Source organism: Xanthomonas sp. 3793 (genome assembly GCF_024806835.1).
Classification (GTDB): Bacteria; Pseudomonadota; Gammaproteobacteria; order Xanthomonadales; family Xanthomonadaceae; genus Xanthomonas; species Xanthomonas arboricola_F.
Window position 1 is genome coordinate 883365 of the sequence record NZ_JANTYU010000002.1, and the last position, 23745, is coordinate 907109.

Annotated in this window: 24 protein-coding genes; 21 read left to right on the plus strand and 3 right to left on the minus strand. The window is 65.6% G+C overall.

Annotation, left to right across the window (positions count from 1 at the left end; translation table 11 throughout):
- The first annotated feature begins 210 nt into the window (after nt 1-210).
- From kdsA to truD, 7 genes are all read left to right on the plus strand, one after another.
- Nucleotides 211-1041: a 3-deoxy-8-phosphooctulonate synthase gene (gene kdsA, locus FHY18_RS10100; protein ID WP_055828670.1), complete on the plus strand. Its 831-nt coding sequence runs from the start codon at nt 211-213 to the stop codon at nt 1039-1041.
- Nucleotides 1038-1400: a hypothetical protein gene (locus FHY18_RS10105; RefSeq protein ID WP_259153857.1), complete on the plus strand. Its 363-nt coding sequence runs from the start codon at nt 1038-1040 to the stop codon at nt 1398-1400. Before kdsA ends, FHY18_RS10105 begins: the two co-directional genes overlap by 4 nt.
- A gap of 123 nt (nt 1401-1523) precedes the next feature.
- Nucleotides 1524-2816, plus strand: coding sequence for a phosphopyruvate hydratase (gene eno, locus FHY18_RS10110; protein WP_016904017.1), 1293 nt, complete (start codon nt 1524-1526; stop codon nt 2814-2816).
- Nucleotides 2817-2819: 3 nt separating this feature from the next.
- Nucleotides 2820-3185 carry a cell division protein FtsB gene (gene ftsB, locus FHY18_RS10115; RefSeq protein ID WP_259153859.1) on the plus strand — a complete coding sequence of 122 codons (366 nt, stop codon included), beginning with the start codon at nt 2820-2822 and terminating at the stop codon, nt 3183-3185.
- A complete protein-coding gene (gene ispD, locus FHY18_RS10120) occupies nt 3182-3985 on the plus strand; it encodes a 2-C-methyl-D-erythritol 4-phosphate cytidylyltransferase (RefSeq protein WP_259153861.1) in 804 nt (267 codons plus the stop codon). The genes ftsB and ispD overlap by 4 nt, the downstream gene beginning before the upstream one ends.
- 17 nt (nt 3986-4002) lie before the next feature.
- The gene (gene ispF / locus FHY18_RS10125; RefSeq protein WP_259153862.1) at nt 4003-4494 is read left to right on the plus strand and encodes a 2-C-methyl-D-erythritol 2,4-cyclodiphosphate synthase; all 492 of its coding nucleotides are present in this window, start codon (nt 4003-4005) and stop codon (nt 4492-4494) included.
- A gap of 250 nt (nt 4495-4744) precedes the next feature.
- Complete coding sequence (gene truD, locus FHY18_RS10130; protein ID WP_259153864.1) at nt 4745-5848, plus strand: tRNA pseudouridine(13) synthase TruD; 1104 nt, start codon at nt 4745-4747, stop codon at nt 5846-5848.
- Nucleotides 5849-6126: 278 nt separating this feature from the next.
- Here the strand turns inward: truD and FHY18_RS10135 are convergent, their stop codons facing one another.
- On the minus strand, nt 6127-6666 hold the full coding sequence (locus FHY18_RS10135) for a Smr/MutS family protein (protein WP_259153865.1): 540 nt from the start codon (nt 6664-6666) through the stop codon (nt 6127-6129).
- A gap of 99 nt (nt 6667-6765) precedes the next feature.
- Between FHY18_RS10135 and surE the strand changes: the two genes are divergently transcribed.
- From surE to FHY18_RS10155, 4 genes are read left to right on the plus strand one after another with little or no spacing between them, the layout of a single operon-like run.
- A complete protein-coding gene (gene surE, locus FHY18_RS10140) occupies nt 6766-7545 on the plus strand; it encodes a 5'/3'-nucleotidase SurE (RefSeq protein WP_259153867.1) in 780 nt (259 codons plus the stop codon).
- Nucleotides 7542-8222, plus strand: coding sequence for a protein-L-isoaspartate(D-aspartate) O-methyltransferase (locus FHY18_RS10145; RefSeq protein ID WP_259153868.1), 681 nt, complete (start codon nt 7542-7544; stop codon nt 8220-8222). Before surE ends, FHY18_RS10145 begins: the two co-directional genes overlap by 4 nt.
- 18 nt (nt 8223-8240) lie before the next feature.
- Nucleotides 8241-8855: a YqaA family protein gene (locus tag FHY18_RS10150; protein WP_259153869.1), complete on the plus strand. Its 615-nt coding sequence runs from the start codon at nt 8241-8243 to the stop codon at nt 8853-8855.
- Nucleotides 8852-9634, plus strand: a complete 783-nt coding sequence (locus FHY18_RS10155; RefSeq protein WP_259153870.1) for a peptidoglycan DD-metalloendopeptidase family protein — start codon at nt 8852-8854, stop codon at nt 9632-9634. The genes FHY18_RS10150 and FHY18_RS10155 overlap by 4 nt, the downstream gene beginning before the upstream one ends.
- Nucleotides 9635-9792: 158 nt before the next feature.
- Here FHY18_RS10155 and FHY18_RS10160 read toward each other — a convergent pair whose 3' ends face one another.
- Nucleotides 9793-10173 carry an Mth938-like domain-containing protein gene (locus FHY18_RS10160; RefSeq protein WP_259153871.1) on the minus strand — a complete coding sequence of 127 codons (381 nt, stop codon included), beginning with the start codon at nt 10171-10173 and terminating at the stop codon, nt 9793-9795.
- A gap of 15 nt (nt 10174-10188) precedes the next feature.
- On the minus strand, nt 10189-10494 hold the full coding sequence (gene yhbY, locus FHY18_RS10165) for a ribosome assembly RNA-binding protein YhbY (protein ID WP_005992396.1): 306 nt from the start codon (nt 10492-10494) through the stop codon (nt 10189-10191).
- A 66-nt stretch (nt 10495-10560) separates the two neighbouring features.
- Between yhbY and rlmE the strand changes: the two genes are divergently transcribed.
- The 10 genes from rlmE to lexA all read left to right on the plus strand — a co-directional run bounded on the left by rlmE (nt 10561) and on the right by lexA (nt 23692).
- Nucleotides 10561-11193 carry a 23S rRNA (uridine(2552)-2'-O)-methyltransferase RlmE gene (gene rlmE, locus FHY18_RS10170; RefSeq protein WP_259153876.1) on the plus strand — a complete coding sequence of 211 codons (633 nt, stop codon included), beginning with the start codon at nt 10561-10563 and terminating at the stop codon, nt 11191-11193.
- Between the two features lie 60 nt (nt 11194-11253).
- On the plus strand, nt 11254-13194 hold the full coding sequence (ftsH, locus tag FHY18_RS10175; protein WP_259153877.1) for an ATP-dependent zinc metalloprotease FtsH: 1941 nt from the start codon (nt 11254-11256) through the stop codon (nt 13192-13194).
- Between the two features lie 432 nt (nt 13195-13626).
- Entirely contained in the window at nt 13627-14529 is a 903-nt protein-coding gene (gene folP, locus FHY18_RS10180; protein ID WP_259153878.1) for a dihydropteroate synthase, read from the plus strand.
- On the plus strand, nt 14529-15512 hold the full coding sequence (gene miaA, locus FHY18_RS10185) for a tRNA (adenosine(37)-N6)-dimethylallyltransferase MiaA (RefSeq protein WP_259153879.1): 984 nt from the start codon (nt 14529-14531) through the stop codon (nt 15510-15512). The genes folP and miaA overlap by 1 nt, the downstream gene beginning before the upstream one ends.
- A gap of 77 nt (nt 15513-15589) precedes the next feature.
- The gene (hfq, locus tag FHY18_RS10190) at nt 15590-15868 is read left to right on the plus strand and encodes an RNA chaperone Hfq (RefSeq protein WP_005915027.1); all 279 of its coding nucleotides are present in this window, start codon (nt 15590-15592) and stop codon (nt 15866-15868) included.
- Nucleotides 15869-15879: 11 nt separating this feature from the next.
- The gene (gene hflX, locus FHY18_RS10195; RefSeq protein ID WP_104611349.1) at nt 15880-17199 is read left to right on the plus strand and encodes a ribosome rescue GTPase HflX; all 1320 of its coding nucleotides are present in this window, start codon (nt 15880-15882) and stop codon (nt 17197-17199) included.
- Between the two features lie 385 nt (nt 17200-17584).
- Nucleotides 17585-18079, plus strand: a complete 495-nt coding sequence (locus FHY18_RS10200) for a CinA family protein (protein ID WP_005992383.1) — start codon at nt 17585-17587, stop codon at nt 18077-18079.
- A 265-nt stretch (nt 18080-18344) separates the two neighbouring features.
- The gene (locus FHY18_RS10205) at nt 18345-20870 is read left to right on the plus strand and encodes a TonB-dependent receptor (protein ID WP_326521205.1); all 2526 of its coding nucleotides are present in this window, start codon (nt 18345-18347) and stop codon (nt 20868-20870) included.
- A gap of 437 nt (nt 20871-21307) precedes the next feature.
- A complete protein-coding gene (ubiB, locus tag FHY18_RS10210; RefSeq protein ID WP_259153884.1) occupies nt 21308-22984 on the plus strand; it encodes a 2-polyprenylphenol 6-hydroxylase in 1677 nt (558 codons plus the stop codon).
- 66 nt (nt 22985-23050) lie between these two features.
- A complete protein-coding gene (lexA, locus tag FHY18_RS10215) occupies nt 23051-23692 on the plus strand; it encodes a transcriptional repressor LexA (RefSeq protein ID WP_259153885.1) in 642 nt (213 codons plus the stop codon).
- Nucleotides 23693-23745: the final 53 nt, after the last annotated feature.

The following is a 23745-nucleotide window of genomic DNA, read 5'->3' on the forward strand; positions in this document are numbered from 1 at the left end:
GGTGGTTAATTCCCTTTTCCCACTGGGAGAAGGTGCCCCGTAGGGGCGGATGAGGGGCGCCGCAACACACTGAAGGATTGAAGCCATGATGAACGCGCCGCCACGCGCCAGCCAGGGCAAACCATCTGGCCTTATTAAGCGCTTTCAAACCTTCCCCTCACCCCAACCCCTCTCCCGACGGGAGAGGGGCTTTACTCAATAGGTGACCTGATGAAACTGTGTGACTTTGAAGTCGGCCTCGACCAGCCGTTGTTCCTGATTGCAGGCCCCTGCGTGATCGAGTCGATGCAGCTGCAGCTCGACGTAGCCGGCAAGCTCAAGGAGATCACCGGCAAGCTGGGGATCAACTTCATCTTCAAGTCGAGCTTCGACAAGGCCAATCGCACCTCGGGCACCAGCTTCCGCGGCCCCGGCCTGGAAGAAGGCCTGAAGGTGCTGGCTGCGGTGAAGCAGCAGATCGGCGTGCCGGTGCTCACCGACGTGCACGAATACACCCCGATGAACGAGGTCGCCGCCGTCGTCGACGTGCTGCAGACCCCGGCCTTCCTGGTGCGGCAGACCGACTTCATCAAGAACGTCTGCGCCGCCGGCAAGCCGGTGAACATCAAGAAGGGCCAGTTCCTGGCGCCGTGGGACATGAAGCCGGTGGTGGACAAGGCCAAGTCGACCGGCAACGAGCAGATCATGGTCTGCGAACGTGGCGCCTCGTTCGGCTACAACAACCTGGTCAGCGACATGCGTTCGCTCAGCGTCATGCGCGATACCGGCTGCCCGGTGGTGTTCGATGCCACTCATTCGGTGCAGTTGCCGGGCGGGCAGGGCAGCAGCTCCGGCGGCCAGCGCGAGTTCGTGCCGGTGCTGGCGCGCGCGGCCGTGGCCGTGGGTATTTCCGGCCTGTTCGCCGAAACCCATCCGGATCCGTCCAAGGCGCTGTCCGATGGTCCCAATGCGTGGCCGCTCGATCGCATGGAAGAGCTGCTGGAAACGCTGATGGAGCTGGATGCAGTGACCAAGAAGCACGGGTTCGCGCGCTTCGCATGAGTTCCGATCCGTGGGCGTTGGCGGCATCGCGTCGCCAGCGCCGCCACTGGCGGCACTGGCCCTGGGGCTGGATGGCGCTGGGCCTATCGCTCGCTGCATGGGCCTGCCTGGCCGTCATGGCCTTCCTGGTGACTGCCAGCATCGGCATGCCGGGCGACGGCAACCATGCGATGCAGGCTACGCGCACGCCGATGCTCGTGACGTTGCTGACAGGCGCGTTGCTGACGCTGGGCGGTCTTGTCGCCAGCCCGGTCGCGTTCTCGCTGCGTCGCCAGCCAGGCGCTGCCGCCACGGGCTTGGCGCTGCTGTTGCTCCTGCTACTGCTGTTTTGCGCTTCGCTGCCGGGCCTGAGGGCCTAGCTGCAGGGTCTTGCCGGTCAGGCGCGCATCGGGCCCGTGCGATTTGGCAATGGCGCGGTGTACAGCGATAATCCGGCAGCTTGTTTCCGGTGTACTTCCCCCTTACTGGTAACCGATCGACCTATGACCACTATCGCCAAGATCCTCGCCCGCGAAATCCTCGACTCCCGCGGCAATCCCACGCTGGAGGCCGAAGTCACGCTGGACGACGGCTCGTTCGGCCGCGCCGCCGTGCCCTCGGGCGCCTCGACCGGCACCAAGGAAGCGGTGGAACTGCGCGATGGCGACAAGACCCGCTACCTGGGCAAGGGCGTGCTGCATGCGGTGCAGAACGTCAACGGCACCATCGCCGAGACGCTCAAGGGCTTCGACGCGGCCGACCAGCAGGGTCTGGACCGCCGCCTGATCGACCTGGACGGCACCGAGAACAAGGGCCGCCTGGGCGCGAATGCGCTGCTGGGTGTTTCTCTGGCCGCCGCGCATGCCGTGGCCGCCTCGCGCAAGCAGCCGCTGTGGCAGTACCTGTCCACCATCACCGAGTCCGACGTGGCACTGCCGGTGCCGATGATGAACATCATCAACGGCGGCGCGCATGCCGACAACAACGTCGACTTCCAGGAGTTCATGGTGCTGCCGGTCGGCTGCAGCTCGTTCTCCGAAGCGCTGCGTGCCGGCACCGAAATCTTCCACGCGCTCAAGTCGGTGCTCAAGGGCCACGGCCTGAGCACGGCGGTGGGCGACGAAGGCGGCTTTGCGCCGGACTTCCGCAGCAATGTCGAAGCGCTGGACACCATCCTTGAGGCGATCGGCAAGGCCGGCTACACCGCAGGCGAAGACGTGCTGCTGGGCCTGGACGTGGCCTCCAGCGAGTTCTACGACAACGGCAAGTACAACCTGGTCGGCGAGAACAAGCGCCTGACCAGCGAGCAGTTCGTCGACTTCCTGGCCGACTGGGTCGCACAGTACCCGATCATCAGCATCGAAGACGGCCTGGCCGAGGACGACTGGGCCGGCTGGAAGCTGCTCACCGACCGCGTCGGCAAGAAGGTGCAGCTGGTTGGCGACGACCTGTTCGTCACCAACCCGAAGATCTTCAAGCAGGGCATCGACTCGGGCACCGCCAACGCGATCCTGATCAAGGTCAACCAGATCGGGACGCTGACCGAGACGCTGGAAGCCATTGCGATGGCGCATGCGGCCAATTACGCCTCGATCGTCTCGCACCGCTCGGGCGAAACCGAAGACACCACCATCGCCGACATCGCCGTGGCCACCACCGCCACGCAGATCAAGACCGGCTCGCTGTGCCGCAGCGACCGCGTCGCCAAGTACAACCAGTTGCTGCGCATCGAGCAGGCGCTGGGCTCCGGCGCGCGTTACGCCGGTCGCGACGCGTTCGTTTCGCTCAAGCGCTAAGCCGTGCGCAACTGGCGCTGGCTACTGCTGGTGCTGGCGGTGCTGCTGGCTTGGCTGCAGTACCGCTTCTGGTTCGGGCCTGGGAATTCCGGTGAAGTGATGATGCTGGAAGCCCAGGTCGCGCATCAGACACAGGACAACGAAGGTCTGCGCCAACGCAACCAGGCGTTGGCAGCAGAGGTGAAGGATTTGAAGGACGGCGAGGAGGCAATCGAAGAGCGCGCACGCAGCGAGCTGGGCATGATCAAACCGGGCGAGACGTTCTATCGCGTGGTCGAGGATGCACCGCCACTGCCTGCCGCAACGCCCGAAGCGACACCTGTGCCGGCCACGTCCGATCCTGCATCCGCAACGGAACCGCATCCATGACCGGCTCGATCTGGGCCATCGTGCCGGCCGCAGGGCGCGGCACGCGATTTGGTGCTGCGCTTCCCAAGCAATATCTGCCGGCAGCGGGCCAACCGCTGATGGCCTACACGTTGGCAGCGCTAGCTGCGCATCCGGCGGTCGCCGGCATCCTGGTGGCGATTGCACCGGGCGATGCCGACTGGCCGGGCTGGACGTCGGTGCAGTCCAAGCCCGTAGTGACCTGCGTGGGCGGTGCCACGCGCGCAGCCTCGGTGCTGGCGGGCTTGCTGGCCCTGCCGGAGAGCGTGCGGGCCGACGACTTTGTGCTGGTGCACGATGCCGCGCGCCCGAATCTGGCGCTGGCAGATCTGGACCGGCTGCTGGAAATCGGTCGCGGCGACCCGGTCGGTGCGATCCTGGCCGCACCGGTGCGCGACACCCTCAAGCGTGCCGGCGACGATGGCGGTATCGACGGCACCGAGCCACGCGAGCGCTTGTGGCGTGCGCTGACACCGCAGCTGTTTCGGCGTCATCAGCTTATCCGTGGTCTCAATGAAGCATCGGCTGCCGGCGTCGACGTCACCGACGAGGCCATGGCGATGGAGCGGCTCGGGCTGCGTCCGTTGCTGGTGGAGGGCGCCGAGGACAACTTCAAGATCACCACGCCGGCGGATCTGGCGCGCTTCGAGTTCGAACTTGTACGCCGCGGCGTTGCGGTCGATGCCGACCCCGCCGCTGCGCCCGCCGATGAGGCTGCGCCATCCGCGCGCGGCGATGCCGGGCTGGCTGTCGTTGCCAACGACGGCAACGACGCCTCTTAAATCACCACAGGTTTTCCATGTCCTTCAATTTCCGAATCGGCCAGGGCTATGACGTGCATGCGTTCGGCGATGGCGACCACGTGATGCTCGGCGGTGTGCGCGTCGCGCATAGCCAGGGCGTGCTTGCGCATAGCGATGGCGACGTGGTGTTGCACGCGCTGTGCGATGCGATGCTGGGTGGGTTGGCGCTGGGCGATATCGGCCAGCACTTTCCGCCGTCCGACGCGCGCTGGAAGGACGCCGACAGCGCGCAGTTTCTGCAGCATTGCGATCAGTTGTTGCGCGAGCGCGGCTGGCGCGTGGGCAATGCCGACATCACCGTGATCTGCGAGCGACCCAAGGTTGGCCCGCATGCACTGGCAATGCGCGAACGCATCGCCGGGCTGCTCGGCATCGAACTCGATGCAGTCAGCGTCAAGGCCACCACCAGCGAAAAGCTCGGCTTCACCGGTCGCGGCGAAGGCATTGCCGCGCAGGCAGCGGTGCTGCTGGGCAAGATCGCTATGTAGGCGTTACGAACAAGATCTGGCGAACATGCTTCAGTTGGACGTGCGCAGCGGGCGCCCGGTGCAACGATCGCATGAGCGGCTTCTGTTGCATCCAGCGCCGGTCGCGGCCGTCTGTCGGCCACCACAGCCGGTTTGCCGGCTGCACTAAACTGCACTTCTGCATGCCGGGGTCGCCGGCGCGCATCACCACATTCGACGCCGCACTCCCGGCACACAGCGCACGATGCGTCGGCGCGAGGCAAACCACACCATGAGCGAGACGTCCCTCCTGCCACGCGCGCACGGCGCTGCGGTCCTTGGCGCGGCAATGCGCAGCACGCCGGAAGATTTCCAGGTCGACGAACTGCCGTCGTTCGAGCCGTCCGGCGAAGGCGAGCACCTGTTGCTCACCATTCGCAAGCGCGGCCAGAACACCGCCCATATCGCCAGACAGCTTGCGCAGTGGGCGGGCATCGCGGAGATGGGCGTCAGTTATGCCGGGCTGAAGGATCGTCATGCAGTGACCACGCAACGTTTCAGCGTGCACCTGCCCAAGCGCATCGCGCCGGACCTCGCCACGCTCGACGATGCGCAGATGCAGGTGGTCCACAGCACCTGGCATAACCGCAAGCTGCAGCGCGGCGCGCTGCTGGGCAATCGCTTCGTGCTGACCTTGCGTCAGGTGCAGGGCGAGCGCGACGCCATCGAGAAACGCTTGCAGTCGATCGCCGCACGCGGGATTCCGAACTGGTTCGGCGAACAGCGCTTCGGGCGCGATGGCGGCAACGTGGCTTCTGCGTTGGCGATGTTCGGTTACCTGCAGGAGGCCGACGGCACCTTGGTGCCGACGCCGAAGCGGCGTCTGCGCAACGATCAGCGCTCGATCCTGCTGTCTGCGGCGCGCTCGGCGCTGTTCAATCGCGTGCTGACCGCGCGCGTGGAGCAGGGCAGCTGGGATGCGGCGCTGGATGGCGAGGCGTGGATGCTGGATGGCTCGCGCAGCGTGTTCGGCCCCGAACCCTGGAGCGAGGTGCTGGCCGAGCGGCTGGCGCGCTTCGACATCCACCCCAGTGGCCCGCTGTGGGGCGCGGGCGAGCTGCGTTGTACCGATCAGGCCGCGGCGGTGGAGCAGGGCGCGTTATCGGATAGGCAATCGGAGGTGTTGCGCCAGGGGCTGGAAGCGGCCGGACTGAAACAGGAGCGCCGCGCGTTGCGTCTGCGTCCGCAGGATCTGGAATACCGCTGGCTGGACGGGCGGGCCTTGCAGGTGGAATTCGCTCTGCCGCCAGGCTGCTACGCCACTGCAGTGCTGTGGGAACTCGGCGATGTCAGCGATGCCGGTCGTGCCGCGGCAACCACGCGCGCCGACGACTAAGCGTCCTCAGGCAAGTCGTCAAATCCCGCACGCACAACAGCAGTGCGCGTTCCCGCAGCAGCGGGCCCGGCCGCGACCCGCGCTGCCGACAGCCTGCCAGACGCACACAGGTGCCGTTGCCTGCGAAGCACGACGACCTGCGCAGCGAACGCCGGGGAAGGAAGATGGGCGTCGCAAAGCAGGCGTCAGGGCTGCATGCGCATGGATCGCGACTCGTCTCGGCACGATCTCTGCCTGCCAGACGGCAGGGTCGCCAGCGCCTGCCCCATGCATCGCCACTACCGCCGCGCCAACAACACCAGTAACGCACCGGTACCGCCCTGGGTCGGCGGTGCCGAATGAAATGCCAGCACATCGTTGCGCTGGCGCAGCAGGCGGTCCATCAGGTTCTTGAGGACTGGCGCGCCGTTGTCCGACTGCAGGCCCTTGCCGTGGATGATGCGTACGCAGCCATGTTCGTGCGCATGCGCCTCCAGCAGGAATTGCCGCAGCAACGCTTCGGCCTGCGCTGCGGTGGCGCCATGCAGGTCCAGTTCGTCCTGCACCGAAAACTGCCCGCGCTTGAGGCGTTGGAACAGACGGGTGGGAAGATTCTCGCGGCGATAGCTGGCCGTGTCGCCGGCTTCCAGCGGCGCGCTGTCGCGCAGCAATCGTGCGAATTCGGTATGCGCTTGCGCCTCGTCGCGCTCGGCCATGCGCGCGCGCGGCTTCGGGCGCGGTTTGGCATTGGCCGGTGGCGCGACTTCGCGGATCGGCTTGACCGTGCCGATCGCCGCGCGGAACAGCGCGCCGTCGTCTTCGTCTTCAGGGTGTGACATCGGTACAGCGTAACCGCTCCAACCCCAGACACGCGCGAAGATCAAGCGGCAAGCGCATGGACGCATCCGGTATCATGGCCGGGTTTTCCGAGGAGTCTCATGCGCGTACTGGTTAGCAACGACGACGGTGTCGACGCCCCCGGCATCCAGATCCTGGCCGAGGCGTTGCGGCACGCCGGTCATGAAGTGATGGTGGTCGCGCCCGATCGCGACCGCTCCGGCGCCAGCAATTCGCTGACGCTGGATGTGCCGATCCGCACCCGCCGCATCGACGCGCAGACCTGCGCGGTGGCCGGTACACCCACCGACTGCGTGCATCTGGCGCTCACCGGCATGCTGGATTACGACCCCGACATCGTGGTCTCCGGCATCAATAATTCAGCCAATCTCGGCGACGACGTGATCTATTCCGGCACCGTGTCTGCCGCGATGGAAGGCCGCTTCCTCGGCCTGCCTGCGGTCGCGGTGTCGCTGGTCACGCACAATCACCAAGCGGATCACTACGAGACCGCCGCGCGCGCCGCAGTGGAAATCGTCGCGCGGCTCAAGGCCGACCCACTGCCGGCCGACACCATCCTCAACGTCAACGTGCCGGATCTGGCGTGGTCGGATGTGCTCGGTTTCGAAGTCACCCGGCTGGGCAACCGGCATCGCTCCGAGCCCTGCGTGCCGCAGCAGGACCCGCGCGGCCGCACCGTGTACTGGATCGGCCCGGCCGGTCCGGAGCAGGACGCCGGCGCCGGCACCGATTTCCATGCCGTGCGCACCGGGCATATCTCGATCACGCCGATCCATGTCGATCTCACCCGTTACCAGGCGCTGGAGACGGTGGCCGGCTGGGTAGGCGGGCTGACTGCTGCGCTGGACGGCCCGGCATGACACCGAGGCTGCGCATGCTGCAACCGGAGTCGGTCGGCATCGGCATGACCTCGCAGCGCGTGCGCGACCGTCTGGTCGAGCGCCTGCGCGAGGCCGGCATCCAGGACGAAGCCACCCTCAATGCCATGCGCACCGTCCCGCGTCATCTGTTCATCGATGAAGCGCTGGCCTCGCGCGCCTATGAAGACACTGCATTGCCGATCGGCCATGGCCAGACCATCTCGCAGCCGTGGGTGGTCGCGCGCATGACCGAGGCAGTGCTGCAGGTCGGCCCGACCAAGGTGCTGGAAGTGGGTACCGGCTCCGGCTACCAGGGCGCGATCCTGGCCGCGCTGGGCCTGGAGGTCTACACCGTCGAGCGCATCGGCGACCTGCTGCGACAGGCGCGCAAGCGCTTCCGCCATCTGGGCATGAACGTGCGCAGCAAGCACGACGATGGCCGCATCGGCTGGCCCGAGCACGGCCCCTACGATGCCATCGTGGTCACCGCCGCTGCGCCGGCCCTGGTGGATGCGCTGGTCGATCAACTGGCGGTCGGCGGGCGCCTGGTCGCCCCGGTCGGTGGCGCCTCCTCGCAGTCGCTGGTGCAGCTCACCCGCGCTGCCGATGGCGATATCGAGCAGCAGGTTCTGGCGCCGGTCACGTTCGTCCCGCTGTTGTCGGGCATGCTGGATTGATCCCATGAGAGTTCCTCGATGAAGATTTTCGGGCCGTTGTACGACGTGGCCATCCGTTGGTCACGCCACCGCCGCGCACCAGCGCTGCTGACCGGTCTCAGCTTCGTGGAGGGCTTCATCTTTCCGGTGCCGCCGGAGGTGATGCTGGCGCCGATGTCGCTGGCCGAACCCAGGCGTTCGCTGTGGTTCGCCACCTTGAGCCTGATCGGCTCGGTCTGCGGCGCGCTGGTCGGCTATCTTCTGGGCCATTTCGCCTTTGCCGCATTGCAGCCGCTGATCGAGTGGCTGGGCTGGAGCGCGAAGATCCAGGCGCAGATCGAAACCCTGCGCACGCTGGTCGCCGATTCGCCGTGGAAGGCGTTCTGGGCACTGGTGCTGGTCGGCTTCACCCCGATTCCGCTGAAGATTTTTACCTGGGCCTCGGGCGTGGTCGGCGTGCCGATCCTGCCCTTCATCGCCAGCATGCTGGTCGGCCGCGGCAAGCGCGTGTATCTGGTCGCCGGTGCGATCCGCCTCGGTGGCGCACGGGCCGAAGCGGCGCTGCATCGCTGGATCGAACCGCTGGGCTGGGTCGCGATGGCGGTGCTCGCGGCGGGCGCAGGCTGGCTGGTGTGGAAGACAACGAACGGATGAGCAAGACGCAGATGAATTCGGTACGCAAGACAGCAGTCGTGCTCCTGGTGGCGATCGGGCTGACCGCCTGCAGCAGTGCCACCGTGGTGCGTTCGCCTGGCGCCAGTGGCGGCTCGTCGTCACGGCCGACCACCGCAGCGCCACGACCGTCGGTGCCACGCCCCGGCGTGACGGTGACCGTGCAGCGCGGCGATACCCTGTATGCGATCTCGCGTCGCACCAATATCACCGCGCCTGACCTGGCGGCGTGGAACGGCCTTTCTTCGCCCAACACCATCTATCCCGGCCAGACCTTGAAGCTGTATCCGCCCGGTGCGGGCAAGCCGGGAGCCAGCGCACCGGTGGCCGGCGCCGGCACGGTGGTGCCGCCGCGTCCGGCAGCGCCGGTCGCCGCCCCGGTCAGCAGCGGCTTCTCCTGGCGCTGGCCCGCCGATGGCGTGGTGGTCGGTACCTTCGTGAGCGGCGAAACCACCAAGCAGGGTGTGGATATCGCCGGCGCCAGCGGCCAGGCCGTGCGCGCGGCCGCCGATGGTGTGGTGGTGTACTCCGGTGCCGGCCTGGTCGGCTATGGCGAGCTGATCATCATCAAGCACAACGACCAGTGGTTGTCGGCGTACGGCCACAACCGCAAGCGCCTGCTCAACGAGGGCCAGAGCGTCAAGGCCGGCCAGCAGATCGCCGAAATGGGCCGCAGCGGCGCCGCCCGCGACATGCTGCACTTCGAGATCCGCTACAACGGCAAGCCGGTCGATCCGCTGTTGTATCTGCCTAAGAAGTGATTCGGGATTCGGGATTTGGGATTGGCAACGGCGCTGAGCTGTCAGCGCTGCTTGCAAGACGCTGACAGCGGCTGGGAAATTTGAGGTGTCGCTACTGCTGTTGGCATGAGAGCGACATCTGCTCCAGCCCGCAGTTGCGAATCCCCAATCCCGACTCCCTAATCCCGGCTTTCCAGAATCATTGCCAGCGCCACCCGGCGGCCTTCGCTGGCCAGCACGTTATAGGTCCGCGCGGCAGCGGCGTTGGTCATCGCTTCCAGGCCGATGCCACGGGTCAGGCAGGCGGCAAGCACTTGTGCGTTCGGAAAGCGCTGGCGCTCGCCGGTGCCCAGCAGGATGACCGCTGGCGCCAGCGCCAGCACCGCGTGCATGTGGCTTGCCTGCAGATGGTCCAGATGCTGCACCGGCCAGCGTTCCACCAGTTCATCCGGCATCAGGATGAAGCTCTGTTGCAGGATCTGGTCGTTGACCTTGGCATGGCGGCCATCGGCCGCGCGCAGCGCATAGGTGTAGTCGGGGTGTTCCTGGCTTAAAGGCATAACAGACTCGGTGGGTCAGCCGCGCGGCAGCACGATCTGGCGCTTTTCCTTGCTGGGGCGGTACAGGATGGCGACGTGGCCGATCCGCTGCACCAGGGCGCTACCGGTCTGTCCGACCAGTTCGGCGATCAGCGCATCGCGGGTCTCACGATCCTCGGAGGCCACCTTCACCTTGATCAATTCGTGGCGCTCGAGCACTTCCTCGAGTTCGGCCAGAAATGCCGGCGTGACCCCTTTGCCGCCGGTTTGCAGCAGCGCCTTGAGATCGTGGGCCTGGCCGCGCAGGAAACGGGTCTGGGCGGAGGTGAGAACAATGGACATGCAGGATCGAAAGGCAGCAAAGGGTGTTCAGGGTATCATGGCGGCCCGTTCCGACCCCCGTCGCCAATGCCTTCCCGTAGTAAAAGCAGCCAGCGCTGGCTCAAGGAACACTTCGCCGACCCTTACGTGAAGAAGGCCCAGGCCGAAGGCATGCGCTCGCGCGCAGCCTACAAGCTGGAAGAGCTGCTGCAGCGCGATCGCCTGCTCAAACCGGGCATGGTGGTGGTCGACCTGGGGGCCGCGCCGGGCGGCTGGTCGCAGCAGGTGCGCAAGTCCATGGGCGACAGCGGGCGCGTGCTGGCGCTGGATATCCTGGACATGCCGGCCCTGGCGGGCGTGGACTTCCTTCACGGCGACTTCAGGGAACAAGCGGTCCTATCGGAATTCGAAGCGATGTTGGGCGATGTGCCGGTGGACCTTGTGCTGTCCGATATGGCCCCCAATAAGAGTGGCATGGATGCGGTCGACCAACCGCGGATGATGCACCTGGCGGAACTGGCGATGGAATTTGCCGACACTCACCTCAAGCCGGGTGGGGCGTTTTTGATCAAGCTGTTCCAGGGTGTCGGGTCCGACGACTACATTCGTGAGCTTCGCCGCCGCTATGAGAAGGTGACGATTCGCAAGCCGGCGGCCTCGCGCAAGCGCTCCCCGGAAGTTTATGCGCTCGGTCAGGGCAAGCGTGTCCAGATCAAGTAAGCTGCCAATGACCACCGTGTTTCAAGAATTAAAGAGTAGAGGGCACCGGAGCCAATGAGGATGAACGACTTGACCAAGAATCTGCTGCTGTGGGTGGTCGTCGCGGTTGTGCTGATGGTCGTCTTCCAGAGCTTCTCGCCGCGGATGGCGGGTGGCGTCGGTGCCGACTCGATCACCTATACCCAGTTTCTGAAAGAAGTGGACTCCGGGCGCGTCAAATCGGTGGATTACACCGATGAGACCAACCTCGCGGTCAACGCGATCCGCTTCAAGCGTACCGACGGCAGCGAAGCTACCGTCTACGGTCCGCGCGACGACAAGCTGGTCGACGTGCTGTACAGCAAGAACATCGAAATGACCCGCCAGAAGCCGTCCACCGGGCCGGGCTTTTGGTCGCTGGTGCTCAACTTCCTGCCGGTCATCCTGATCATCGGCTTCTGGCTGTTCATCATGCGCCAGATGCAGGGCGGTGGCGGCGGTGCCAAGGGGGCGATGAGCTTCGGCAAGTCGCGCGCCAAGCTGCAGGGCGAGGACCAGGTCAAGATCACCTTCGCCGACGTTGCCGGTTGCGACGAGGCCAAGGAAGAAGTGAGCGAGCTGGTCGACTTCCTGCGCGACCCGACCAAGTTCACCAAGCTGGGCGGCAAGATCCCGCGCGGCGTGCTGATGGTCGGCCCGCCGGGTACCGGCAAGACCCTGCTCGCCAAGGCGATCGCCGGCGAGGCCAAGGTGCCGTTCTTCAGCATCTCCGGTTCGGACTTCGTCGAAATGTTCGTCGGCGTCGGCGCCAGCCGCGTGCGCGACATGTTCGAGCAGGCCAAGAAGCATGCGCCGTGCATCATCTTCATCGACGAAATCGATGCGGTGGGCCGTCATCGCGGTGCCGGCCTGGGCGGCGGGCACGACGAGCGCGAGCAGACCCTGAACCAGTTGTTGGTCGAGATGGACGGTTTCGAAGGCGGCGAAGGCGTGATCGTGATCGCAGCCACCAACCGTCCCGACGTGCTGGACCCGGCGCTGCTGCGTCCGGGCCGTTTCGACCGCCAGGTCGTGGTCGGGCTGCCGGACGTCAAGGGTCGCGAGCAGATCTTGCGCGTGCATATGCGCAAGCTGCCGCTGGCCGACGACGTGGTGCCGATGGTCATCGCGCGCGGCACGCCGGGTTTCTCCGGTGCCGATCTGGCCAATCTGTGTAACGAAGCCGCGTTGTTTGCGGCGCGCGGCAGCGAGAAGGAAGTCCGTATGGATCACTTCGACCGTGCACGCGACAAGATCCTGATGGGCGCCGAACGTCGTTCGATGGCCATGAGCGAGGACGAAAAGACGCTGACCGCGTATCACGAGGCCGGCCACGCCATCGTCGGTCGTCTGGTGCCCGAGCACGACCCGGTCTACAAGGTCACCATCATTCCGCGCGGTCGCGCGTTGGGTGTGACAATGTACCTGCCGGAAGGCGACCGCTACTCGATGAATCGTGTCGCGATCGAATCGCAGCTGTGCTCGCTGTATGGCGGCCGCGTTGCCGAAGAATTGATCTTCGGCGGCGACAAGGTCACCACCGGTGCGTCCAACGACATCGAGCGTGCCACCAAGATGGCACGCAACATGGTCACCAAGTGGGGCCTGTCCGACGAGCTCGGCCCGGTTGCCTATGGCGAGGAAGAGGACGAGGTGTTCCTGGGCCGTTCGGTGACCCAGCACAAGAACGTCTCGGATGAAACCGCGCGCAAAATCGACGAGGTGGTGCGTTCGATTCTGGACAAGGCCTACAGCAAGACCAAGACCATCCTCACCGACAATCTCGACAAGCTGCATGCGATGTCGCAGTTGCTGCTGCAGTACGAAACCATCGACGTGCCGCAGATCGACGCGATCATGGAAGGCCGCGAGCCGCCGCCGCCGGCAGGTTGGGGCAAGTCCGACAAGGACGGTGGCAACAACAACGACAAGGGAAGCCCGCGTCCGTTGCCGCCGATCGCAGGACCGGCCGAGCAGATCTAAGCCGACGATTGGCGATTGCAGATGATCCGGCGGGGCCAGGAAGCGATTCCTGGCCCCGTTGCGTTGCGCAGCGTCGACGAGGTGATCGATCTGCCGGCGGCGAGCGATGGGCGTGGTGTGTGTGGCGTCGTCGGATGCAATCGGCGACGTGTTGTTGTGTCGAGTCGCCGGACGCCGCCGGTGCAGCAGTCCGCTGTCGGATGTGGCATTGAATCCTCAACGCACCGGATGCGACACGCGACGGGCTGCGCGACAATGCGCGGTGTCGTGGCAACAGGCAGCATCCGCTTGCTCCGGTCGTTCCCCGGGTTTGCGCAGCCGCTGTAGTCGATAGCGAGGTTCTGCGCGCAACCCAATCGATTGGCAATCGCTTGCGTGGGCACCAACCCGCTCGGTCAATCATTCTTTCATCCGCTTCAGGAGAAACCACCGATGTTCGATACCGCGCTCAAGCTGGATTGCGCCGGTCGCAGCTTGCGACTGGACGCGCCGCAGGTGATGGGGATCGTCAACGTCACCCCGGACTCGTTCTCCGATGGCGGCCAGCACGCGACCTGCGAAGCGGCGATCGCACACGCACTGCGGCTGGTGGAGCAGGGCGCTGCGGTGCTCGACATCGGCGGCGAATCCACCCGTCCCGGTGCCACGGCGGTTTCGTTGGACGACGAATTGCAGCGTGTGATCCCGGTGATTGAGGCGCTGGTGCAGCAGACCGGCGTGCCGATCAGCGTGGACACCTTCAAGCCGGAGGTGATGCGCGCGGCGGTCGCGGCCGGTGCCGGCATGATCAACGATGTCTACGCGTTGCGTTCGCCCGGCGCACTGGACGCAGCATCCGACCTGGGCGTGCCGGTCGTGCTGATGCACGCACGCAGCGCACCGTACGCCATGCAGGATGCGCCCCAGTACGACGACGTGGTGGCCGAGGTGCATCGTTTCCTGGCCGAGCGCATTTTCGCCGCCGAGATGGCTGGCATCGACAAGCGCCGGTTGATCCTCGACCCGGGCTTTGGCTTCGACAAGAACACCACGCATAACCTGACCTTGCTTGCGCAACTGCAGCGCCTGCAGGAATTCGGTTTGCCGGTATTGGCGGGGTTGTCGCGCAAACGCAGCATCGGTGAAGTGACCGGGCGCGAGATTGCCGCCGAACGGGTGCACGGTTCGGTTGCCGCGCATTTGATCGCCGCGCAGCATGGCGCACTGCTGTTGCGTGTGCACGATGTGGCAGCGACCGTGGATGCGTTGAAGGTCTGGAACGCGTTGGCGGCGATTCCGACCCCGCGGGTCAACACGCCGGCCGCGCCGACCATTCGCTGGCCGGACGAGGACTGATGCCCGCCGACCGACGCCCGCTTGCGATCGCCTTGATGGGCCCCACCGCCAGCGGTAAGACCGCGCTGGCGCTGGAGGCGGCGCAACGCTGGAACGGCGAGATCGTCAGCGTCGATTCGGCCCTGGTTTACCGCGGGCTGGAGATCGGCGCAGCCAAGCCCGATGCCGCGATGCGCGCAGCGGTACCGCATCATCTGCTCGACCTGCGCGACCCCTGGCAGATCTATTCGGCCGCGGAGTTCGCCGCCGATGCACGCAAGGCGATCGACGACATCGTCGCGCGCGGCAAGTTGCCGATCCTGGCCGGCGGTACCGGGCTGTACTTCCGTGCCGTGCTCGAAGGGCTGTCGCAGTTGCCCGAAGCCGACCCGGCGGTGCGCGCCGCCATCGCCGCCGAGGCCGGGCAGGTGGGCTGGGCCGGATTGCACGCGCAACTGGCGCAGGTCGACCCGATCGCTGCCGCGCGTATCCATGCCACCGACCCGCAGCGCATCCAGCGTGCGCTGGAGGTGTACCGCCTCAGCGGGCGGCCGATCAGCGACTGGCAGGCGCTGGCGCCGGGACCGCGCCTGCCGTTGCGGGTCTTGAAAATCGTGCTGGCGCCGCAAGATAGGGCGGTACTGCACGCACGCATCGCGCAGCGGCTGGATGCGATGCTGGCGCAGGATTTTCTCGCCGAGGTGACGCGATTGCGGGAGTTGCCGCAGATGCGCGCCGTGGCTGCGCCGCTGGACCTGCCCGCGGTCCGCGCGGTCGGCTATCGGCAGGCGTGGGCGTATCTGGAGGGTGCCGGCAGCCTGGCCGAGTTCCGCGACAAGGCGATCCAGGCGACCCGGCAACTGGCCAAACGGCAGCTCACCTGGCTGCGTGGCGAGCTCGACGCACGTTGGTTCGACCCGGAGCGTGATCGGCATCAATTGGACGACGCACTTGTCGGCTTCCTCGCTCATCGTCCCGCTGTGCAGCAGGCTTCAGGCGTGTAACATCCCGTTTCCGGGGCCGGCTGGGGATGGCAGGTGTCGACCGGGACAATAAGAACAAGAATGAAGAGGATTTTTCGATGGCTAAGGGGCAATCTTTGCAGGACCCATTCCTGAATGCGCTGCGGCGCGAGCGAGTGCCGGTCTCTGTGTATCTGGTCAACGGCATCAAGCTGCAGGGCACCATCGAGTCGTTCGACCAATTTGTGGTCCTGCTGCGCAACACCGTGAGTCAGATGGTTTACAAGCACGCCATCTCCACGGTCGTGCCGGCGCGCAATGTGCGCGTGGGGCCGGGTGGTGGGTATGTGCAATCCAATGAAGGTAATCAAGCGGAAGATGACGACGTCGAGCAGTAATGGAGTAACGCGTGTTTGATCGTTCCCGCAAGGGTGAGCACGCGCTGTTGATTCAGACCCACGCAGGTGGGCCTGCCGAAGACGATGTGCTGGAGGAGTTCGCCGACCTTGCGAGGTCGGCGGGCGCCACGGTGGCGGCAACGCTCACCGCGCGCATCGACAAACCCAGCCCGTCGACCTTGATCGGCAGCGGCAAGCTGGAAGAGATCAAGGCCGCCGCCGAGGCGACCGGCGCGGATCTGGTATTGGTCAACCACACCTTGTCGCCGGGTCAGGAGCGCAATCTCGAGCGCTATCTGGAGCGGCGCGTGATCGACCGAACCGGCCTGATCCTGGACATCTTTGCGCAACGCGCGCGCAGCCACGAAGGCAAGCTGCAGGTGGAACTGGCGCAGCTGCGGCACATGGCCACGCGGCTGGTCCGCGGCTGGACCCACCTGGAGCGTCAGCGCGGCGGTTCGATCGGCCTGCGCGGCCCCGGCGAAACCCAGCTGGAAACCGATCGCCGGCTGCTGCAGAAGCGCGTGGAGCAGTTGCAGCAGCGGCTGGAAAAAGTCGAGGTACAGCGCACCCAGATGCGCCGTGCGCGCATGCGCAGCGAGCTGCCGCGTATCGCATTGGTCGGCTATACCAACGCAGGCAAGTCGACGTTGTTCAATGCGCTGACCGGTGCGGAGGCCTATGTGGCCGATCAGTTGTTCGCCACGCTGGATCCGACCGTGCGCCGTATCGCATTGCCGGGCGGCAGCGCGATTCTTGCCGATACGGTGGGTTTTGTCCGAGATTTGCCACATCAATTGGTTGCCGCGTTCCGTTCGACCTTGTCCGAAGCGCGCGACGCCGACCTGTTGTTGCACATCGTCGATGCCGCCGACCCGCTGCGCGAAGAACGCATCCAGCAGGTCGATGAGGTGTTGCAGGCGGTCGGCGCAGGCGATCTGCCGCAGCTGCTGGTGTTCAACAAGATCGACAAGATCGACGGCGCCGAAGTTCGTCACGACGCCCAGGATGGCATCCCTGATCAGGCGCGGCGCGAACGCGTGTGGGTCTCGGCGCGCGACGGGCGTGGCTTGCAGGAACTGCAGCAAGCACTCGGTCAACGCCTGGATCTGCGTCATCTGACCGGACAGCTGCGACTGCCGTCGTCGGCCGGTCGCCTGCGGTCCAAGCTGCATCAGCTGGAAGTGGTGCGCAACGAGCAGTCCGACGAGGACGGCTGGTTGCTTGAGGTCGATCTGCCGATGGTCGAAGCCGAACGGCTTGCCGCCGGAGAGGATGGCGCACCGTTGCGCGCGATGCTTCCTGACCGTCGGGAAGACTGGGAAACCTGACGCGCGCGTCGACGGAGCTGGGCGCAGCCAGCTGCGCGCCAGCGGCGGAGTGCAGGCCCCGTCCGCCGATGACACGCGTCATGACGCAGCGGACGTGGCGTTGCGATGCGATGCGATGCGATGAGCGAAAGCTAGATTGCCAGAGATGCCATGACGTGGTGCCGCGCGCGGTGCCAGGATCGAGCATCAAGCTCGTGCGGATCAGCGCAAACGGTCAAGCACGTGGCGATATCCCACGGCAGCTGTGTGGTGATCCGCGTTGCGCGGGGGGCGCTCGCCGAGACAGGCGAGCGGTCCGACAACCGATCGCTGACCGGTCACCTGGCGCAAGACAGCGCGGGCAAATTCGGATAAAAGTGACCGCTGTCCAATCCTGACCCTGGCGATGACGTCTCCCACTGATCACGACCTTTTGCAGCTTGCCGAGTCGCTGAGCGCCCAACTACGCGCTGCGCGCGAGCGGCTGGTGACGGCCGAGAGCTGTACCGGCGGCTGGATCGCCAAGGCAATGACCGACATCGCCGGCTCCTCGGACTGGTTTGATTGCGGCATGGTGGCGTACAGCTACGAAGCCAAGCAAGCGCTGCTCCGGGTCAGGCCGCAGACGCTGGAGGTGCATGGCGCGGTCAGTCGAGAGACCGTGATCGAAATGGTGTCCGGTGCATTGGTGACGTCCGGTGGCAGCATTGCGGTCGCCGTGACCGGTATTGCGGGTCCGGGCGGTGGCAGCGAAGACAAGCCGGTGGGTACGGTGTGGATCGGCTGGAAGCGGCGCGGCGGCTACGCCACGGCGCAGTTGTTCCAGTTCGATGGCGACCGCGATGCGGTCCGACGTCAAACCGTGGTCGCGGCGCTGCGTGGTTTGAGTGCTCTGCTGTAACTGACTTGCGCGGGCAATCCGGATCCTCCTTGTCGCGGTTTCAGATCCTCATGTGATCGCCAACGCGTCAAGTCTCCGCGCCTGCTGAGTAATGACGCGTGCGATGCATGGCTGGCATGCATGCACAGCGGCGCGGCATTCGTCCTGCGCGCCGTGCATTCCGCTCCGTGCGCCATGTATTGAAGCTCGACCGGTAAGGTGAGGCTTGGCGCCAGCTGCGGCATTGGCTGCAGTACATCGCGCGCACGTCAGCCGGGGGGCACGCATGGAAATGGAACGGCAACCTTGCGCCTTGCTGGCGCTAGCACTCTCGGCAGCGCTGCCTGCGCCTGGTCTCCATGCACAGAGCGCAGCGGCCGCCGCGCCGACGACGCTGTCTGCACTCAAGGTCACCGCGCAAAAACGCGAAGAATCGCTGCAGAATGTGCCGGTGGTGGTCTCGGTCTTGCCCGAGCAACTGCTGCAGGACAGCGGCGTGCATGACATCAAGGAACTGCAGGTGCTGGTGCCCGGCCTGATCGTCACCAGCAGCCAAAGCGCAGCGCAGACCACTGCGCGCATCCGCGGTATCGGCACAGTCGGCGATAACGCCGGGCTCGAATCTTCGGTCGGCGTGGTCATCGATGGCGTGGCGCGTGCACGCAACGGCGTGAGCTTCGCCGACCTGGGCGAGCTTGAACGCATCGAAGTGCTGAAGGGACCGCAAGGCACCGTCTTCGGTAAAAATACCTCGGCGGGCGTCATCAATGTGGTCACGCGCAGGCCGAGCTTTACCCGCAGCGCCGATGCCGAATTCACTGCCGGCAATTACGGTGCGCTGGGAGTTGCCGGTGCGTTCAACGATGCGCTGGGCGAAACCAGTGCGCTGCGCGTGTACGCGGCCAGGCGCAGTCGCGATGGGTTCGAGCAGGTGGTGACCGGCGCGGGCCCACGCACCGCCACCGATGATGGCGATCAGAATCTGCGCACCGCACGCGTACAGTTGTTGTGGGAGCCGACCGACGATCTTGATATCAACCTCGCAGCCGATGCCACCAGCCGCAAGGAAAATTGCTGCGTCACCGTGACCACCGAGCGCGGCCCGACTGCCGCGTTGATCGATGCACTGGCCGCGGGTGGGCAGGGCACCAGTCCGCGTGCGGAGCCGGCTCGCCGCCGTGCCTATAGCAATCGCAGCACCGCGCAGAACATCCAGGACCGCGGCGTCTCGGCACAGGTCGACTGGGCGACGCCATGGCTGAACCAGGCGGTGCTGACCTCGATCACCGCGCTGCGCGATTGGAAGTCGGTCAACGGCCTGGATTTCGACTATGGCGCGGCCGACATCCTCTATCGCGAACCGCGCGAGAACGAGATGCTTACCAAGTTCCGCACCTTCAGTCAGGAACTGCGCCTGGCCGGAGCCACCGACAGCATCGATTGGCTGGTGGGCGCGTTCTACGCCGATGAAACCCTGCATCGCAACGAGTCCTACCGTTTCGGCAGTGCATACGAACCCTATCTGTCCAGCGTGCTGTTGGCCCGGGTGAATCCGGCGTTGGCCGCGCGTGCGGATACGACGCGGTTTTTGGCCGATGCCACCGGTCTGCCTACAGGCAGCCTGTTTCGCGGGCAGGGTAGCCAGGACCGCTTTCGGCAGGATGGCACCAGCGCGGCGCTCTTCACCAACAACACCTGGCATGCCACCGATGCGCTGGATGTGGTCGTGGGCCTGCGCTATACCTACGAGCACAAGGTGCTGCGATCCGCGTTCGAAAATCCAGATGGCAGTCCGGCGTGCGCCAGTTATTTCGCACCCAATGGAAGCGTGAGTCCGGCAGCGCTGCGACGCATTGTCGCAGCGTTGACTGCGCGTGGCGTGCCCGCGGCCGCGGTGCCGGCCATCGCGCCGCAGGTGATCGGCTTCACCTGCCTGCCCTGGGCAAATAGTGTCCATGCCGGTCGCGTGACCGAACAACGTCTCACCGAGCGCGAGTGGTCCGGTACCGCAAAGCTGGCGTATCGCTGGAACGATGCGCTGATGACCTATGCGTCGGCCGCGCGCGGTTACAAGGCCGGTGGTTTCAATCTGGATCGCGTGCAGTCGTCCGATGGTCTGTCCAGTGGCGTGCAAGGCATCCTGCCTGTCGATGACACCGCATTTCCGGGCGAGTTCGTGGACAGTTACGAACTCGGCGCCAGGACCACCTCGCTCGGCGGCAACCTGCTGTTGAACGCGACGCTGTTCTACCAGAATTTCAGCGATTTCCAGCTCAACAATTTCCTCGGCACCAGCTTCGTGGTGCGCGCCATCCCGACCGTGGTCTCGCGCGGCATCGACACCGAAGTGCTGTGGCAGGGCGCACTGCCGGGACTGATGCTGCAAGGCGGGCTCAGCTATGCGGATACCAGCTATGGCGACGATCCGTTACCGGATGCAGAGTTGGCGTTGCTGCCTGGCAGCCGCCTGAGCTTTGCGCCGCGCTGGTCGGCGAATCTGTCGGTCACCTACGAACATGCCATCGGCAATCGCCTGACCGGCCGTGTCAATGTCGGCGCCAAACACACGTCCGAGTACAACGCCGGCAGTGATCTGGATCCGCAGAAGGCGCAGCCGGGCTACACCCTGCTGAACGCACGCGTGGGCGTCGGTGCCGATGACAAACGCTGGCTGCTGGAGGCGTGGGCAGAAAATCTGGGGAACGCAACCTATCGACAGATTGTCATCGATACGCCGCTGCAGACCGGTTCCTGGAACGCATTTCTCGGCGCGCCGCGGACCTATGGGTTGACCTTGCGCCTTCGGTATTGAAGCCACTGCGCCGCACTGCATGTTGCGCAATCGATGCGTCGGCGTGTGCGCGCACCACGCTCTGCGCTAAGCCCGAGGCCGGCACAAGCGCGACAGCGGCGCAGAGATCGGCTACAAACTAGAGTCTCCTTGCCAGCCTGTGTGCCGATGTTCGCGTTTTCCGCTGCCGTGTTCGAGACATTGCCATCCCTCTTCACCTCGCGCAGTCCGCCTGGTGCATCGTGCGTTGTCGCTGCGCATGCGCGCCGGTTCGTGTGGCGTGAGGCGTGGCGTCATGCGGTTGTCTTGCCGGCACGCGATGCTGGTGGACTTGGGGTAACGCGGCGGTCGGCTCGCGAGGCAGTGCGGCCGCATCGAGCGATCGCTCACGTTTGGGCCCGCCCGCAGGCGTGCAGCAGGCCCGGCGCCGGTTGCGAAGCAACACAGGCGGTGCACTGATGTGGGAAGCGCTTGGCACTGTGCGTGATCTCGGGCGTCTGCAGGAAATCGCCTCGGTCCTGATTCGGTACGGCTTCGGCGATGTGGTGCGCCGCATCGGGCTGGCCGACGTGCTCGAACGCGCCGGCAGGCTACTGCACTGGAGCAACGCCGAGGGCCGCTTGCGGATGTCGGCCGCTGTGCGTGTGCGCCGTGCGCTGGAGGAACTGGGGCCAACCTTCGTCAAGCTGGGGCAGGTGCTGGCGACGCGCGTCGACTTGCTGCCGCCGGAATGGATCGAAGAACTGAGCGAACTGCAAAACGCGGTTCCTGCATTGCCGTTCGAGCAGATCCGCCCGCAATTGGTCGCCGCATTGGGCGCTGAGCCGGAAAGCGTGTTTGCGCGATTGGACGAACAGCCGCTGGCCGCTGCGTCGCTGGCGCAAACGCACCCTGCCTGGCTGGCCGACGGCACACCGGTGGTCTTGAAGATCCGTCGTCCGGACATCGGCGATACCATCGATGCCGATCTGCGCCTGCTGGCACGGCTTGCCGACATCGTCGAAACGCGCGCACCCGATCTCAAGCGCTATCGCCCGGCTGAAGTGGTGCAGCAATTCACCGTTTCGCTGCGGCGCGAGCTCGACTTCGCCGCCGAATGCCGTAATGCCGAGCGCATCGCTGCCAACTTCGCGCACGACCCGCAGGTGGTGGTGCCGACGGTGTATTGGCAGTGGACCTGCGAGTCACTCAATGTGCAGGAATTCATCGACGGCATTCCCGGGCGCGACCTGGTGTCGGTCGATGCGGCGGGGCTGGATCGTAAGGCGCTTGCGCGCACCGGTGCCGGTATCGTGCTCAAGATGGTGCTGCAGGACGGCTGCTTCCACGCCGACCCGCATCCGGGGAATATTTTCTATCTGCGCGACGGGCGTATTGCGCTCATCGATTTCGGCATGGTCGGGCGCGTCTCCGAACAACGCCGTTTCCAGGTGGCGCAACTGCTGCACGGCATGGTGAGCTACGACGCCGACGCCGTCATCGACGTGCTGCTGGAGTGGGCCGGCACCAGCCTGGAGATCGATGAGGCGCGGCTGCAGCAGGACATCGGTGCATTCGTCGACCAATACCGCGGTGTGCCGCTCAAAGAGCTACGCATCGGCGCGATGCTTGGCGACGTCACCGCCATCCTGCGCGACCACGGGCTCACCCTGCCGTCGGATCTGGCGCTGATGATCAAGGCGTTTCTCACGCTGGAAGGCATGGGTCGCCAGCTCGACCCGGATTTCGACATGGCCACCGAAGCGCGGCCGTATTTGGAGCGGGTGGTCTTGCAGCGGTATGCGCCCAGCGCGATGTTGCGTCGCAGCCGGCGCACCGTGACCGGGGCGATCGATCTGATCGGCGATCTGCCGCGCGATCTCAAGCGCCTGATCCAGGCGGCGCGGCGCGGCAAGTTGCAGCTGCACGTGGAAACGCGCGCCTTGCGCGAATTCGGCGAGCAGGTCGACCGCGCCGCCAACCGGCTCACCATGGGGATCGTGACCGCGGCCCTGGTGATCGGTTCGTCGATCGTCATGAACAGCGTCGGCGGGAGCGCCAGCCGCTGGCTGCTGGCGTTGGGCGTTGGCGGCTTTATCGGCGCAGGCTTATGCGGCATCTGGATCCTGTTCTCGATCTGGCGCAGCCGGCGTTAGCGATCGTCAGCGGGCTTTGCTTCGGCGCTATTGCACATGACAGTGTTAGTAGTAATACTACTAACCATGGACCTGACCGATACCCAGCAAGCAATCCTGGCCTTGATCGCCGACCGCATCGACGCCGACGGCGTCCCGCCGTCGCAGACCGAGATCGCCCGCGCCTTCGGCTTCAAGGGCGTACGCGCCGCGCAGTATCACCTGGAGGCCTTGGAGCAGGCGGGTGCGATCCGCCGCGTCCCGGGACAGGCGCGTGGCATCCGGCTGGCCGGGCAGGGCGCGCAGTCGCGGACGCCGCCGATCACCGAGCCATTGCGCGACGACGTGCTGCGGCTGCCGGTGCTGGGTCGCGTGGCAGCGGGCCTGCCGATCGGCGCCGATATCGGCTCGGACGACTTCGTCGTGCTCGACCGGGTGTTCTTCTCGCCGTCGCCGGACTACTTGCTCAAGGTGCAGGGCGATTCGATGCGCGACGAAGGCATCTTCAATGGCGACCTGATCGGCGTGCATCGCACCCGCGATGCGCGCTCGGGGCAGATCGTGGTGGCACGGATCGACGAGGAGATCACCGTCAAGTTGCTCAAGATCGGCAAGGACCGGATCCGGTTACTGCCGCGCAACCCCGATTACGCCCCGATCGAAGTATTGCCGGATCAGGATTTCGCCATCGAAGGCCTGTATTGCGGGCTGCTGAGGCCAAATCGCTGAGGGTTGCACCGATGCGCGCGCCGGCGTTTTCCTCAGCTGGCGCTGCAGGATTC